The sequence below is a fragment of the Chitinophaga varians genome (assembly GCF_014529945.1).
GTDB lineage: Bacteria > Bacteroidota > Bacteroidia > Chitinophagales > Chitinophagaceae > Chitinophaga > Chitinophaga varians.
Genome location: NZ_JACVFB010000007.1, coordinates 524,387 through 539,292 on the forward strand (window position 1 = coordinate 524,387; position 14,906 = coordinate 539,292).

The following is a 14,906-nucleotide window of genomic DNA, read 5'->3' on the forward strand; positions in this document are numbered from 1 at the left end:
AATTCGTCATTCGTCATTCGCCATTCGTAATTTCCTATAGGACTACCAGTTGTTCGTACAGGCGCTGCAAGGTAGCAGCCGCATCTGTACACAGTCCGCCGTGGGTCCGTGATGTTTGTACGATCGTGCTGCGGGTGGCGGTCAACCAACGAAAACGGGAGGCAAGGTCCAGCATGCCGATAGGGCCGCCTTGTGGGCCGCCGGCGCAAATCTTTTCCATGGCACAGAGATAACCTGCCAGTTCTGAAATATCTATTGCCGGGCACAACGCGCGTAGTCTGGACTCCTCCAGCTGATAGCGCATCTGCAGGAATTTCTGTTTTTTACAGTAGAGCATGACACCTACGTTGAGAAACTCTTCCCGCTCTACCCGTGGCACTACGCGTATAACGGCGTACTCATATAAGTGTTGATCTTGCATATACTGCTTCTTTTACAAAAATTTCGGAAGAGGCTACCCTCCTGATTAAAAACTGTGCATATACTTCGCGTCTTTCTGCGGCGGAAATACCTTCCTGACCGGTGAGCCATTCTTCGGGCACCAGGTCTACAATAGCACGGATACGCTCCGGTGTAAGGATGGCGCGGAAAGCGCTGTCCACTTCGGCTATCTGTGTGGCCTGCGGCAGTAATACATGATCTTTCACTTTAGCGAAAGGTCTGATGGCCTGCTCCTCCCAGTTGTCCCACGAATGATGGAAATACAGGGAAGCACCGTGGTCTATCAGCCACAGCTCCCGGTTCCACATCAGCATATTGGTATTCCGTACGGTCCGGTCTACATTCGTGAGCAGACAATCGAGCCATACAATTTTGGAGGCGAGGTTTTCTTCGATGGTGGTCACCACCGGATCATAGGTGATGGAGCCGGAGAGATAGTGCAACGCCAGGTTCAGCCCCACGCTGGATTTCAACAGGTCCTGTATTTCTTCGTCGCCTTCGTTGCGGCCATAATCCTGGTCCAGTGAGGCAAATACGATTTCCGGCACTTTTAGGCCCAGCGCCCGGGCCACTTCTCCGCCGATCAGTTCTGCGATCAGCGCCTTTACGCCCTGACCGGCGCCTCTGAACTTCAGCACATACAGAAAACCGTCGTCGGCTTCTGTCAGCGCAGGCAGGGAGCCACCTTCCCGCAAGGGGGTCACGTAGCGGGTAACCTGTACGGTCCTGAGTGGATATTGATGATTGTTCATACCTGATATAACTGTTTCCATCCTGCTGTAAGGACGGCCCAAATTAGGTCATTTTTTTCAGAATCAGGCAGGACGCAGTGTTTCAGGGCATGGGGCCCACAAATATATGCTGCCAGTCGTTCTTCATACTGATCACTCCCCAGCCATAACGGTGCGCGTTGTTCAGCGATTCGTTGTCGTCTTCCTCATAGGCAAACTCCCTTTCTCCATCGTCATGATGCACCAATAGCTGCAGCGACGGGTATTTGTTGCCCTGACAGAAACGAAGCATACTGATATCGCCACCGCCGCCGATGTTGCCGCAGGCCAGTATGGGACGCTTGCCAATAACATATTGAATGTTGACCGGCTTCTCTTTCTTATCGTTCAGGGGATTGAGGCCTTTCAGGCGCATGATGTCATTCACCCCGGCACTGTCGACATAGGCGTAATGGAAGGTACTACCGATCACCTGTTCCGGCGGGATACCATAATATTTCCAGGAGATGGCCCGGATAAACTCTACCGTTCCTCCGGAACAGATATAGATCTTAAACTGATTGTCACGCAGATAATTTAACAGCTCCAGCTGTGGCTGATACACCAGTTGAGCTACCGGCACTCCTAATACCGGATGTTTTACCACGGCAAAAAAATGCATTACGGCCTCATGGAAATCGGTTTCCGTCATCCCCGCATGGGTGAGGTCCATCAGGTCCAGCAGCCCTTTGCGGCCCAGGGTTTTCAGGTATGCCCGGTTTTTCTCCAGGATGGCTTTATAGGGTTGTTTATTGCGCAGCGCCGGAGTTTGTTTTACCAGCTGAATGATCCGGTAAACCACGAACTGTTCCTGTATCACTGGTTTTTCCGCCCACAGGGTGCCATCATTGTCAAAGGTGGCGATCCGGTCTTCCGGGGGAACGTATTGGGTAGATTGTTCATTAGTGATCGCTGATACAAAGCGGATGATGGATTGTTTTACGGCACTGCTGTTCCAGGAAGGCAGGGGGTCTTGCGCAGGGGCTGTCAGGGACAGCAGCTGAACAGCTATGATCAGCAGCCAGCTGCTGTCCGGGGTGAGGGGTCTGAATGAAAAGCTCATTTTCTTTCTTTAACAAATTGGCCGTCTTTATCAAAAAAGAGGCGTCTGAAATCATTGTCTTTTACCACCATCACTTCCCATTGTGCTTTTATTTTTTTGGGGGAGATCAGCTGGTGGACTTTATCTTTTACCACCTTATAGCCGGGATAGTGGTCGGCCAGATACATACCGATACTTTCCGGCAGCTTGGCGTCTATCGCTCTTTCCCGGGCCCTGATCAGGTGGCCGCTACGGTCGTAGAGCGCCTCAATGTCCAGCTTGTCGCCGGTCATGCTAAGGGTATAATATTCGTCCTGCAGACTGGGTTTACTTTCCTCATCTACCTGCCAGTCTCTCTTATATACCCCTGTGGGGATCTTCATGATCTGGTTCAGACTGACGTTGGGGAAACGTTTTTGAAAGTCTGCCACTATTTCCGGCGGCAGGTTCTCTCTTTTGATCCTTTCGGCTTTCAGGATGGTTTCCTGGTCCTGTGCCACTGCATGCAGTGCAGGAAGCGCAAACAACAGCAACAGGAGCCGGAATGCCTTCAGTGTCTTCATACAAAATCATTTAAAATGTGATGAATACAGTGACTGTTTTAAGAACAGCTGGCAGTGATAAATAGTTTAGCCCCTGCCCGGTCCGGAAAGCCCCGATTCCGAATTGTTTCCTATATTTAGGCGGAAGAAAAAATCAGGTACATATTGTCAAGGTCATCTATCCCGGATGAGAGAGAGCAACTGGCAGCGATAGCTGCAAGTAACGAGATCGCCTACACGCGCATGTTTAACGCCTACAGCCAACAGGTGTTCAATGCCGCTATGCTATATCTGAAAGATCATACCGCCGCCAGTGAAGTAGTACAGGAAATTTTTATGCGGGTATGGTTAAAACGGGAGATGCTGGACACCGTCGATGATTTCTCCGACTACCTGTTTATACTGACGCGCAACCATATATATGACAGCTTTCGCAGGCAGCTGGTAAAACAAAAGGCCATGGCCTATCTTGAGATGCAGGACCCGGGCTATGCCAATGATACCGACCATGTAGTGCAGGACCATCAATACCAGCAGATACTGCACAATGCCATCGACTCGTTGCCACCGGCGCGCAAAAAAATCTATCTCGCCCGCAAACAGGGACTGAGCAATGAAGAAATCTCCCATCTGCTCAATATCTCTGTTCATACCGTTAAAAAACAACTACAGCTCGCCCTGCGGTCTTTACGGTCCATTATCAAACAACAGCTTCGCAATTTGCTTATTTTTTCATTTTTCTATTTTTTCATTTAATGGAGCCAGCCATCCTTCAAATGAAAAAATAAAAAAATGAAAAAATTTTTAACGGGGGATACTCCTTTTGTTTCCATCGTTCGTCTTTATCCCTGTCACCATGTCTAAAGTCGTTATAATGACCGTCGCTGAAATCAGGCTACTACTGGAAAAATACAAACATCAGCCGCTGAGTCCGGATGAGCTGGCCCAATTGCAACAGGCAGTTGCCAGCGATGCTTTTGAAGATGAAATCAAGGCTGATATCCTGCATAGCCTGTATACCCGCGCTGCTCCTGAAGCTGAATGGCCGGAGGCGGAGAAGGCCGCTTTATTGCAGCAGGTGCTGCGGGCAGCGCCTTTACAGCCTGTACGCAGTCGTTCCATCCGGAAACCCTGGATGTATGCCGCTGCCGCCGTGCTGGCAGCGGGTATCATCACCAGTGGCATATGGCTGATGCGCCGGCCGGCAACGCCCGCCCCGGTGGCCACCACCATCAAAGCCAATCCGCTGGCCCCTGGCAGCAACAAAGCCATGCTTATACTGGCCGATAACAGCACCATTACGCTGGACAGCAGCAATAACGGCGCCTTAGCCGTACAGGGCAATACACAGATCAGCAATACCAACGGCGCGCTCACCTATAAAGGCAATGGCGACAATCAACAACCGCTGTACAATACCGTGGCCACGCCCAGGGGCGGCCAATATCAGCTTACCCTGGCCGACGGCAGCAAAATATGGCTCAATGCCGCCAGTAGTATCCGTTTCCCGGCGACTTTCACCGGAAACGAGCGACTGGTAGAGGTTACGGGAGAAGTTTATTTTGAAGTGAACCAACAGGCCAACAAACCTTTCCGGGTAAAAGTCAAAACGCCCGGCATGGAAGAAATGACCGTCACCGTACTGGGCACCAGTTTCGATGTGATGGCCTATGCCGATGAACAGGCTATCCGCACCACACTGGTAGATGGCGCCGTACAGGTAGCCCGCGGCACGCAGCAAAGCCTGCTCAAACCCGGCTACCAGGCCAGTATTGAGCCCGGTGGCGGCACCTTTACCACCAGCCCGGCCGATATAGACCAGGCCCTCGCCTGGAAAGAAGGCAAATTCCGCTTCCGCAACACCAACCTGCGCACCATTATGCGGCAGCTCGCCCGCTGGTACGATATAGAGGTAGTTTATGACGGGAACGTATCGGACATCGACCTCACAGGCGTGATCTCCCGCCGGGAAGATGCCAGTGCCCTGCTCAAAGCCCTCGAAACCACCCAACGCATAAAATTTACAGTGGACGGGCGTACTATCACCGCCAGACCGGTGACGCCACACTAGCACTTATACCTGTAATAATTATGTAACGTTTAAAAGATTTCATGTTATGGACACGTAATTAACTGCCATCAACCATTAGAGGTAGAAAAAACCGGACCCCGATTGCAGTCGGAGCCCGGTAGAAAAGATTTTTTTATTTGGTCATTTGGCCATTTAAGGGATGCCTGGCATCCGCATTAAATAAAAAAATGAATAAATAAAAAAATACAAATGGCTACCCAATTTCACTTGTCGATTAGAAACTGAATTTTTAAAAGCCACGAACACAAAAGTATGCAACAACTTACTACTGGCAAAGCCTGCCGGTCGGGCCGGCCTTTGCTCCGAAAATTTCTGTTGGTTATGAAATTAACTGCCACCCTTCTATTAGCTGTCACGCTTCATCTCAGTGCTAAATCGTTTTCCCAAACGGTGACGATTAAAGGTAAACGGCTGGCCCTGTACGATGTATTCAATAACATCAGCAAACAAACCGGTTACGAGTTTGTGTATGATGAAAAATTACTGCAAGGCTCCGGTCCTGTCAATATCCATGTTAACAACGCCCCGTTGAAGGACGTACTGGACAGATGCCTGAAAGACAAGCCGCTGGACTACTCGATCGTAAACAAGATCATCGTGATCAGTCCTAAGCCGGTACCTGAAATCGTATTACAGGCCACTCCTGTAAAAGGCACCGTTACCGGCGCCGATGGTAAACCGCTATTCAACATCAGCATACAGGTAAAAGGCACCACCCGCGGCGCTATTACCAACGAACAAGGCAGCTTCTCTATTCAGGCTGGCCCTAAAGATGTACTGGTATTTAGCTCCATCGGCTATGAGACAAAAGAAATCACGGTAGGCAACAATACCAGCCTGACCATCGTGCTCAATTCCTCCAATACCCAACTGACAGGCGTGATGGTGACTGCCCTCGGCATCAAACGCTCCGAGAAAGCCATCACCTATGCGATGCAACAGGTAAACGGCGGAGAGCTCACCAAAGCCAAAGACCCGAACCTGATCAATACCCTCAACGGCAAAGTGGCCGGTCTGTCGATCTCCCCCAGTGCTTCCGGTGTTGGCGGGTCGGCGAAAGTGGTGCTGCGTGGCAACAAATCCGGTATCGGCAACAACCAGGCGCTCTATGTAATTGACGGGGTGCCGATGAACAACAGCCTCACCAATCAACCTACCAGCGCCTATGGCGGCAGCAATGCCTACGACGGCGGAGATCCTGTCTCCAATATGAACCCGGAAGACATTGAAAGCATTTCCGTGCTCAAAGGCGCTTCCGCAGCAGCGCTCTATGGCAGCCAGGGCGCCAATGGCGTAATCCTGATCACCACCAAAAGCGGTAAAACCGGAAAAACACAGATCAACTTCTCTTCCGGTGTGAACCTGTCGCAAGCAGCGTATAAACCCGAATTCCAGAATAACTACGGCGAGACCAACGCCAGCTCTCCTCAAAGCTGGGGGCCTAAGCTCAACAGCCCGGCGGCCAACAACATGTCCGCTTTCTTCCAGACAGGGCAGACCTACACCAATGCCATTAGCCTGTCTGCCGGCAATGAGCAGCTACAGACTTATTTTTCTTACGCCAATACCGCCGCTACCGGCATAGAGCCCGGCAATAAACTGGGCCGCCACAATATCAATTTCAAGGAAACAGGTCACTTTCTGAACAACAAACTGACCGCAGAAGCTGACGTAAACTATATGACCCAGAAGATTGACAACACACCATTATCCGGTCTGTACTTCAATCCGCTGACAGGTCTGTACCTCTTCCCCCGCGGTCAGAACATCCGGCCTTTCAAAGACCAGTTTGCTATACCCGACCCATCCCGCAACTTTCTGCCCGTTCAGAACTGGGCCTATCTGGAAGACATCCAGCAGAATCCCTGGTGGATCACCAAACGCAATCCCAACGCTTTGGACAGGAACCGCCTGCTGCTCAATGCCAGCCTCAAATATCAGATCAACTCCTGGCTCCATGTATTGGCCCGTGGCAGCATAGACCGTATCAATGACGTGTATGAGCAGAAAATGTATGCCGGTACCTACAAAGTGCTGGCTCCTGCCAATGGCGTATATAATTACAACAACACCACTACCACCCAGCAATACGGTGACCTGTTGCTGAACTACAACCTGCCGCTGGCCAAAGACTTCCACCTTACCGGCGTAGTGGGAGGTAGCCTCCGCGATGTAAAAACCACTGGTGTGAAATTCAATTCCGGCCAGGACGGTCTGAAAATCGCCAATGTGTTCAATATCCAGAACTTCAATACCATGAACGCGCTCAAATCGGGCACCGTGCCGGAAAATCATGGACAATTCCAGTCCGTCTTCGGTAGCGCCAGCCTCTCCTTTAAGGAAATGGTATATCTCGACGTGACCGCCCGCAACGACTGGTCTTCCAATCTCGCCTATACCCCTAATGCATCGTACTTCTACCCTTCCGTGGGCATGAACCTCATCCTCAGCCAGATGATGCAATTACCGGAAGCTATTTCCTTCCTGAAAGTAAGGGGCTCCTATGCAGAAGTAGGCAACTCCCCCGATCCATACAAAAGCCACACCGCCGACAATATCTTTGGCGTAGGCAGCGCGATCAGCAATACACAGGCGCCTTTCACCGATCTGAAGCCGGAGAAAACCAAATCACTGGAGCTTGGCATGGAATGGCATTTTATCGACAACAGGCTGACAGCAGACATTACCTATTACAAAACCAACACCCACAACCAGACACTTAGCATACAGTCTCCGCCAGCTTCTTACTATGACCTTTTCTTTTTTAATGCCGGCAATATCCAAAACAAAGGCGTAGAAGCTGTGCTTCGCTATGATGTGTTCCGCGGCGGTAAATTCCAGTGGAGTACCGGTATCAATTATTCTGTGAATGATAACCGTATCATAGAACTGGCAGCCACCAACCCCGAGTTTGTGCTAAGTGGCGCATCCGGGGCCAATTTCGTGTCTAAGTTTAAAGTAGGCGGTTCTTTCGGGGATATTTACGGTACCACGTTGCAACGCGATGAGCAGGGCCGTATAAAAATCGATGACAAAGGTTCCCCGATAAAACAGGGTGGTGACTTCGTATACCTCGGCAATGCCAATCCCAAATGGCAAATGGGCTGGAACAACAATCTCTCTTATGGCGACTTCACCCTGTCTTTCCTGATAGACGGCAAGTTTGGCGGCCAGGTAATGTCCGTAACCCAGTCTGTAATGGACCAATACGGCGTATCCAAAGCCACCGGCGATGCCCGTGATGCAGGAGGCGTGGCTATCAACGGTGTGGGGCCGGACCAGAAACCCGTTACCAGCGTAGACCCGCTGAAATGGTACAGCACTATCGGTGGCCGCGAAGCCGTATCCGGTGAATATATGTACAGTGCCACTGTAGTGAGGCTGCGCGAGCTGTCACTCGGTTACACCGTTCCGGTGAAAAACAGCTGGATGAAAGCCCTGCGCTTCTCCCTCACTGGCCGTAACCTGATTTACTTCTACAAAAAAGCACCATACGATCCGGAAATGACCATGTCTACGGCCAATGGATTATCCGGCGTAGACATTTTCATGCCGCCGGCCACCCGCAACTATGGCCTGTCGCTGAATGCCACGTTCTAATCTATGCTTGTCCACCGTAAAACTGAAAACATGAAACATATCAATATATTCTTCGGTAAACACCGTCTTGCAGCCATTGCAGCAACGATGCTGCTGGCTTTGAGCGCCTGCACCAAAAACTTTGAGCTGTACAATACCGACAATACCGGCATCCCTAACGGCATGCTGGAAGCAGACTTCTATAATCTCAGTTATTTGAAGACTGCCACCATGGCTATTTACAACTTCTCTGGCGGCGGAGATCCCAACTCGTTCCAGTTACAACAAAACCTGAATTCCGACTGCTTCTCCGGTTATTTTGCTTCAGCCACCCCATTCAATGGCGGCAAAAACAACCTGAGCTATTTTATGATGACCGGCTGGAACGGAGAAGCTTTTAAAGTAGGCTACCTGAGCGTCATGGGACAACTGGCCAAACTGCGCCAGTCCAATATTCCGAAGGACTTCCCGGCAGTATGGGCCGTAGCCCAGATCATACAGGTGACCGCCATGAGCCGCATTACCGACACCTACGGGCCTATTCCCTACAGCAATGCCGGTGGCAGCAAAACCAGCATCGACTATGACAGTCAGCAGGAAATATATGTCCGCTTCTTCAAAGAGCTGGACACTGCCAGCACCAGCCTCCGCGATTTCATTGCCAGCGGCAAAACGCTGCCATTCAAATTCGGCGACTTTGACCTGGTGTACAATGCCGACTTCAACAAGTGGCTACAGTTCAGCAATGCGTTAAGATTACGATTAGCCATGCACGTTATTAAAGCCGACCCTGCCCTTGCCAAAGCAGAAGCAGAGAAAGCACTCGACCCCGCAAAAGGCGGCGTGATCACCGGTAATGACGGCAACATGACCGTAAGTATTCCCGGTGCCGGCTATACGAATCCGCTGGTGTTTATCGCACAGAACTGGAACGATATCCAGATCAATGCCTCCCTGCAATGTTACCTGACCGGTTATAAAGATCCACGCCTCAGCAAATACATGTCAAAATCGACCGATGCGACCATCCCTTCACAATACATTGGTATCCGTTTAGGCAGTATCACCAGCTCCAATGCCAAAAGCGATTATGTAGGCTACTCCGCACTCAATTACCAGGACGGTGTATTTTCCCTGAACACGCCGGTACAACTGATGACAGCGGCAGAAGTTTATTTTCTCAGGGCAGAAGCAGCGCTGAACAACTTCGCCAATGCCGGCGGCACCGCACAGGCGCTGTATGAAAAAGGCATCAGCACCTCCTTTGACCAATGGCATGTAACAGGCGCCAGCTATATCAATAACAACACCAACACACCGGACAAATACATAGATCCGAAAAATGCGCAGAATAACATCGACACCCCCTCCCATATTACTGTGCAATGGGTGGAAAATGCCACCCTTGCTGAAAAACAGGAACGTATCAGTACCCAGAAATGGCTCGCCATGTTCCCGGAAGGACAGGAAGCATGGACAGAATTTCGTCGCACCGGCTACCCCAAACTGTTCCCCGTTGTCAACAACAACAGCGGAGGCACTATCGATGGCACGTTGCAGATAAGAAGACTCCCTTTCCCCCAGAATGAATACAACACTAACAATGCAGCAGTGACCAAGGCCATCGGTTTACTCAGTAAACCACAGGATACCGGCGGTACGCCGCTTTGGTGGGACAAACGATAACGAGATCCGGAGATAGTAATGTTATAGCAGGGTAACAATGTAGTTTGGTAAAGATATAATTACTGTACAATCTAAAAATTTGATGCTCCTGATGAGCAAAGCGTACTCATACAAAAAGGCATTTTCTGCCTGGTGCCGGTCTCAGATACCGAGCCATTTCCATCTATGATCCGCGCTGTTCACTACTCATCAGGGGCATCAGTTGTCATCATATCTATCACCGTTAAAAATTACGTATGAAAAAACAATTCCGCGTATGGTCATCCATGCTGATGCTGACCTCCTGTTCAACCCTTTTGTTTATGGCCTCCTGTAAAAAGGAGGAACTTTCCCCCAACAATCAGCAAACCAAAACTGAACCTATAGTGGAAACCGTTACCAAAGCGGGCGGTAAATCTGTTTGTTACGTTGAAGTCAACAGCAACAGTCTGCTCAATACCGGCAAGTATACACTTACCACCGGCGGGCAACAGCTGTTTGACATTGCTATCATTTTTGCAGCGAACATCAATTACAACACCAGTACCGGCAAAGCCGTGTTGTACAACAACCCGAACGTGACCAATGTACTGGTAAACAAAAACACGCAGATCGTGCCGCTGCAAAACAAAGGCATGAAAGTATTATTATCTATCCTTGGAAACCATCAGGGCGCCGGCTTCTGTAACTTCACCAGCCGCGCTGCTGCCAAAGCTTTTGCCCAGCAGCTGGCTGACACCGCCAACTACTACGGCCTGGATGGTATTGATTTCGACGATGAATATGCCGACTATGGCAACAATAGCCTGCCACAGCCGAATGACAGCTCTTTTGTCATGCTCCTCGACGAACTCCGGAAGCTGATACCGACCAAAATAATATCGTTTTATTATTATGGTCCCGCCGCTTCTCGTCTGTCCTGGGGTGGAAAAAAAGCAGGTGATTTTGTCAACTATAGCTGGAATGCCATCTATGGCTCTTATTCCGTGCCCAACGTGGCCGGTCTGCCCAAGTCCAACCTGGGCCCCGCTGCGGTAGATATTATGGTCACCAGTCAGAGCACCGCCAATTCACTGGCCACACAAACCAAGAACAATGGTTATGGCGTGTACCTGTGGTATAATCTTACCAGTACCGATAAACATGTGTTCTTCTCCGGTGTGTCCAACATTCTTTACGGCAGCAGCGTAACCTATACGCCCTGATACCCTGTTTACAACTAGCTGTTGGAACGAAGGCCGGCCTTTTCAGGCCGGCCCTTTTTTTGAGAAACCATTTGGGCTGCGTTATCAATCATATCTGTCGCAAGGCAACCGGATAAAAAGGTCTTTTCCCGGACAGCCCGGTCCGGCAACTGCTTTAAATGCAGCTACCCCAGGTAAACTATTTACCCAGGGTAACAAAGGAAAAATTATTTTTTTCAGGAAAAGTTTGCCGGACAAGTAGCAACAGGGGGGTAATGGCAGGAGCTTCAGGAACAAACATCCATAGCTGTCAGCGGGAGGCGATACTTTCCGGACCAACGGCCAGCAGCACCTGTTGCGTAGTAGCTTCCCTCACCAACGCTTTAGCGAGGGACGCTGTGGAGTCAATGATGAGCATATCTTTCACATTCTTTATCGCAGGCACAAAAGAAAATTCAGTACAGCCGAGAATAATCAGTTCTACTCCCCGCTTTCTGAAATAATCGATCGATTCATCGATCAGCAGTAGCGCTTCGGGTGATACTTCCCTGGCATTGGACTTGAGCCCAAAGTGGTCATCATATATTGCCCGGTGGACCACCTGCTGTTGAAATGTTTCATCTGGCAACACCACCTGATAGCCAGCCTGCCGCAATATCTCCGGATAAGTGGAGAAGCGATAGGAACCGTTGGTGGCCATGATACCGATTTTTCGGACGTGCGGGTATTCCTGTTGTATCTGACGACAGGTTTCAAGTGGCATATTCAACAGGTGTACGTGACAATTGCTGCTTTGCAGCTCCTGCACTATTACGTCGAAAATCTCCGGAACGTAAGCTGTATTGCAGGCCATCCCTACCACAGAAGCACCCACCAGTTCCAGCTTTCTCACAATTGCCGCAATGTTATACCCGGGATTAACAACAGACTGGCCTTCCAGGAAAGAAGTGCGGTCTACGATGTGCGACGGAAAAGACATCATTACGACAGACAGATGTTCCTGATCTCTGGTAGCGCCGGTGAGGGCTGTTATCCTGCTGCACAGCTCCACACCTGCCTGCGGCCCCATCCCACCAACAATGCCTATCACGGGTTCTTTATTGATGTTCATGTTGATCTGTATAAGTCGGTCATTACTCTGACATGGTCACCAACACTTTCCGTTCTCCGGTAAAGGGATTTCTTCCATGTGCAATCAATTCGTTATCAACTATCAGTAGTTCATTCGCCTCCCATGCCGGCGCGATGGTTAATGCGCTGATCGTATCCATCATATCGTGGATCATACTTTCTTCGATCTCTTTTCCATCTCCAAAACAAACGTACATGGGAAATTCTTCCGGGCTGTCGTACAGCAGCATCATACTTTCATACACCTCTTCTCCCAGCTGAATGGGGTGAAACTGATCTATCTGGTTAAACCATACCTCCTGCTGTGTTTTTCTATGTTTAATGATACCGGGACTGGCTTGCCGCAGGATAAGGCCATTGTCATCCTTCCATTCAAAATCGATACCGTACGTCCGGCAATAGGTTTCCAGTTGCGCCCGATCGTTCGTCTCAAAAGTATCCTGCCATGATGGTCCTACTCCGGTACCTCCATGCAGGTTACGGATATAGGAGATCCCTCTTTTCCGGACCTCCTCCACAATAGTTTTGTCCATCTGCCGTAATATCTCCCGGCTGTCTGCCAGTAATGTTTCGCCCCCTGTTTCTGCGGGCACCAAACATGTAAAATAAAGCCTGCCGGGCCATTTGGCGGAATACGACAATTCATTGTGCATCGTAATCTTCTGTGTCTTGTCATATTCCGTGGAGGTGTAGATATTGCCGGCAAGTTTGGTACGGGGCGAGTTACCGTCAATGTAGCTGATAAATTTCGACGAAATACGGTCTACTATCTGTTGAAATCCTCCTACGTCCGAGATATTGACACCGGTGAATTTCAGTGCGCCCACCGTGCTCAGTATTTCTTCGATAGCTGCTTCATTTGCGCTGTAAAGGGATATAAACGAATCAGCATCCGCAGCATTCGTGTTGATGACCGATGGGAAGTTTACCTGTATCATAAGGCTTTCGTTTAACATAAATGATCATTTTTTGATATCAGTGATGAAGTGCGGGTTCTTTTTTTATTTCGTTTTTACAAAGACGGATGTAGGTATCTGCTTCCTCCTGATCATACTGCAATGCTTTTGCTTTCACAAAGCATGCCTGCGCCTTGCCGTATTTTTTCTCTTTGAACCAGGTCATTCCCATCAAAAAGTGAGACAAGGCAGAAGTGGGGAAATACCGGATGCTGGTCGTCAACAGTTGTCGTGCTGTGGTGATATCTTCATCCAGGAAAATATCCGCCAGTTCATTGAGCGTATTACGCTGTAGTGCGTTCCGGGCAGCAAAGGCTTCCACAGCGGCCATCATCGGAGCGATGCCTTTTTCGCGGTAGATGCCCAGCAGATCAAATGCAGGGCCCGGATATTGACAATACACTGAATCGTCCAGTGCTGCAGCCGGGTCCAGGCCGCAGCCGGAAAGTGATGCCAGTTTCGCGTCTATTTGTCCACCACGATCGCTATTGGTAAGGTAAATCAGTCCTCGTTTGTGTGGTACCGAGTAGTAGAGCCTCGCTTTAAACCCATCATTGCTACCGTTATAGGAAACGATGGTATCGTTGGCGGTCCTGATCAGTCCAAAGCCATAACTCATGAACACGAAAGGATTTTCCTTGTCAGTTTGCATAACGGGTTGCAGCATGGTCATTTTAGCGGCGTGATTCAGTCCACCTTCCGCGAAGATAGCGATGACCAGACGGGCAAAATCCGCGGCAGTTGTGTGAACAGACGTAGAAGGAAGCGCTGCCCGGGGCTTCCATTTATCCAATGGCTTTCCGAGGCTGTTATGCCCGAAAGTGTAGTTTGACGGCACTTCCGGTAGTCCGGAACTGAACTTCAGATAGGTATTTTTAAGGCCAAATGGTTTCAGCACCATGCTATCTATGTAAGTATCGTAGGGACTATGCAGGATGCCTTCCACTACTTTGGCCAAATATTGAAATCCCTCACCGGAATACGTATAGGCTTCGCCGGGATTACGGACAATCTCCAGCTTATCTCCTGTGTTGTCCCAGATCCAGTTCTCCATACCGGAAGTATGGCTGATAATCATTCCCGGGGTGATCCGTTTGTATCGCTCATCGTGCATGAGTGCAGGATACTCCTGGTATTCACACATCGGTTTGGAGAGGTCCAGCTGTCCCTGCTGCACCAGTTTATACACCACATACACCAGGAATACTTTGGACAGCGAGCAGGCTTCGAAAACAGTTTCGGGGTCCACCTTCTGTTGGCCGGACAGGTTTCTGTATCCGTACTGATTGTGGAACACGATGCTGTCATTGTCGATAATCGCCAATGAGAGGGCAGGTATGCCGGTGTTCTCCAACAGCGTCCTTACATCAGCGTCCAGCAGCTGTTTTTTGATGTGCCGGCCGTTGGAAACAAAATCGTCCTCCGTTTGAGCAATGGCCACCACCGGTAAACAGATCAACAACATGATGATCATTATAGCTGATATTTCATACCGCTTCTTCAT

12 protein-coding genes are annotated in these 14,906 nt (G+C 49.8%); 5 read left to right on the forward strand and 7 right to left on the reverse strand.

The genetic code is table 11. The features are described 5' to 3' along the window. Positions 1-34: 34 nt before the first annotated feature. The 4 genes from ICL55_RS30840 to ICL55_RS30855 all read right to left on the reverse strand — a co-directional run bounded on the left by ICL55_RS30840 (position 35) and on the right by ICL55_RS30855 (position 2,816). Entirely contained in the window at positions 35-421 is a 387-nt protein-coding gene (locus ICL55_RS30840) for a DUF3037 domain-containing protein (protein ID WP_188105016.1), read from the reverse strand. Further along, a complete protein-coding gene (locus ICL55_RS30845) occupies positions 399-1,193 on the reverse strand; it encodes a HipA family kinase (protein WP_188105018.1) in 795 nt (264 codons plus the stop codon). Before ICL55_RS30845 ends, ICL55_RS30840 begins: the two co-directional genes overlap by 23 nt. 82 nt (positions 1,194-1,275) lie before the next feature. Further along, a complete protein-coding gene (locus ICL55_RS30850) occupies positions 1,276-2,274 on the reverse strand; it encodes an HAD family hydrolase (RefSeq protein ID WP_188105021.1) in 999 nt (332 codons plus the stop codon). After that, on the reverse strand, positions 2,271-2,816 hold the full coding sequence (locus ICL55_RS30855) for a hypothetical protein (protein WP_188105024.1): 546 nt from the start codon (positions 2,814-2,816) through the stop codon (positions 2,271-2,273). The genes ICL55_RS30850 and ICL55_RS30855 overlap by 4 nt, the downstream gene beginning before the upstream one ends. A 144-nt stretch (positions 2,817-2,960) precedes the next feature. Between ICL55_RS30855 and ICL55_RS30860 the strand changes: the two genes are divergently transcribed. The 5 genes from ICL55_RS30860 (at position 2,961) to ICL55_RS30880 (ending at position 11,336) form a co-directional block, all read left to right on the forward strand. Next, positions 2,961-3,551, forward strand: coding sequence for an RNA polymerase sigma factor (locus tag ICL55_RS30860; RefSeq protein ID WP_188105026.1), 591 nt, complete (start codon positions 2,961-2,963; stop codon positions 3,549-3,551). Positions 3,552-3,651: 100 nt separating this feature from the next. Further along, positions 3,652-4,866 (forward strand): FecR family protein, encoded by a 1,215-nt coding sequence (locus tag ICL55_RS30865; protein WP_188105029.1) that lies wholly within the window; start codon positions 3,652-3,654, stop codon positions 4,864-4,866. Between the two features lie 342 nt (positions 4,867-5,208). Beyond that, positions 5,209-8,487 carry a SusC/RagA family TonB-linked outer membrane protein gene (locus tag ICL55_RS30870; protein ID WP_188105032.1) on the forward strand — a complete coding sequence of 1,093 codons (3,279 nt, stop codon included), beginning with the start codon at positions 5,209-5,211 and terminating at the stop codon, positions 8,485-8,487. A 30-nt stretch (positions 8,488-8,517) separates the two neighbouring features. Then, the gene (locus ICL55_RS30875; RefSeq protein ID WP_188105034.1) at positions 8,518-10,152 is read left to right on the forward strand and encodes a SusD/RagB family nutrient-binding outer membrane lipoprotein; all 1,635 of its coding nucleotides are present in this window, start codon (positions 8,518-8,520) and stop codon (positions 10,150-10,152) included. A gap of 236 nt (positions 10,153-10,388) precedes the next feature. Beyond that, entirely contained in the window at positions 10,389-11,336 is a 948-nt protein-coding gene (locus ICL55_RS30880) for an endo-beta-N-acetylglucosaminidase H (protein WP_223151646.1), read from the forward strand. A gap of 289 nt (positions 11,337-11,625) precedes the next feature. Here the strand turns inward: ICL55_RS30880 and ICL55_RS30885 are convergent, their stop codons facing one another. From ICL55_RS30885 to ICL55_RS30895, 3 genes are read right to left on the reverse strand one after another with little or no spacing between them, the layout of a single operon-like run. Further along, the gene (locus ICL55_RS30885) at positions 11,626-12,426 is read right to left on the reverse strand and encodes an aspartate/glutamate racemase family protein (RefSeq protein ID WP_188105036.1); all 801 of its coding nucleotides are present in this window, start codon (positions 12,424-12,426) and stop codon (positions 11,626-11,628) included. Positions 12,427-12,448: 22 nt separating this feature from the next. Continuing rightward, the gene (locus ICL55_RS30890) at positions 12,449-13,384 is read right to left on the reverse strand and encodes a TauD/TfdA family dioxygenase (RefSeq protein ID WP_188105039.1); all 936 of its coding nucleotides are present in this window, start codon (positions 13,382-13,384) and stop codon (positions 12,449-12,451) included. A gap of 37 nt (positions 13,385-13,421) precedes the next feature. Beyond that, a complete protein-coding gene (locus tag ICL55_RS30895; protein WP_188105041.1) occupies positions 13,422-14,906 on the reverse strand; it encodes a serine hydrolase domain-containing protein in 1,485 nt (494 codons plus the stop codon).

Excerpts from the sequence above, each read along its gene's own strand:
- ICL55_RS30875 (WP_188105034.1), top strand. The coding sequence starts at position 8,518 with ATGAAACATATCAATATATTCTTCGGTAAACACCGTCTTGCAGCCATT.
- ICL55_RS30870 (WP_188105032.1), top strand. The coding sequence starts at position 5,209 with ATGAAATTAACTGCCACCCTTCTATTAGCTGTCACGCTTCATCTCAGT.
- ICL55_RS30840 (WP_188105016.1), bottom strand. The coding sequence starts at position 421 with ATGCAAGATCAACACTTATATGAGTACGCCGTTATACGCGTAGTGCCA.
- ICL55_RS30850 (WP_188105021.1), bottom strand. The coding sequence starts at position 2,274 with ATGAGCTTTTCATTCAGACCCCTCACCCCGGACAGCAGCTGGCTGCTG.
- ICL55_RS30865 (WP_188105029.1), top strand. The coding sequence starts at position 3,652 with ATGTCTAAAGTCGTTATAATGACCGTCGCTGAAATCAGGCTACTACTG.
- ICL55_RS30855 (WP_188105024.1), bottom strand. The coding sequence starts at position 2,816 with ATGAAGACACTGAAGGCATTCCGGCTCCTGTTGCTGTTGTTTGCGCTT.
- ICL55_RS30885 (WP_188105036.1), bottom strand. The coding sequence starts at position 12,426 with ATGAACATCAATAAAGAACCCGTGATAGGCATTGTTGGTGGGATGGGG.
- ICL55_RS30880 (WP_223151646.1), top strand. The coding sequence starts at position 10,389 with ATGAAAAAACAATTCCGCGTATGGTCATCCATGCTGATGCTGACCTCC.
- ICL55_RS30890 (WP_188105039.1), bottom strand. The coding sequence starts at position 13,384 with ATGATACAGGTAAACTTCCCATCGGTCATCAACACGAATGCTGCGGAT.
- ICL55_RS30895 (WP_188105041.1), bottom strand. The coding sequence starts at position 14,906 with ATGAAGAAGCGGTATGAAATATCAGCTATAATGATCATCATGTTGTTG.
- ICL55_RS30845 (WP_188105018.1), bottom strand. The coding sequence starts at position 1,193 with ATGAACAATCATCAATATCCACTCAGGACCGTACAGGTTACCCGCTAC.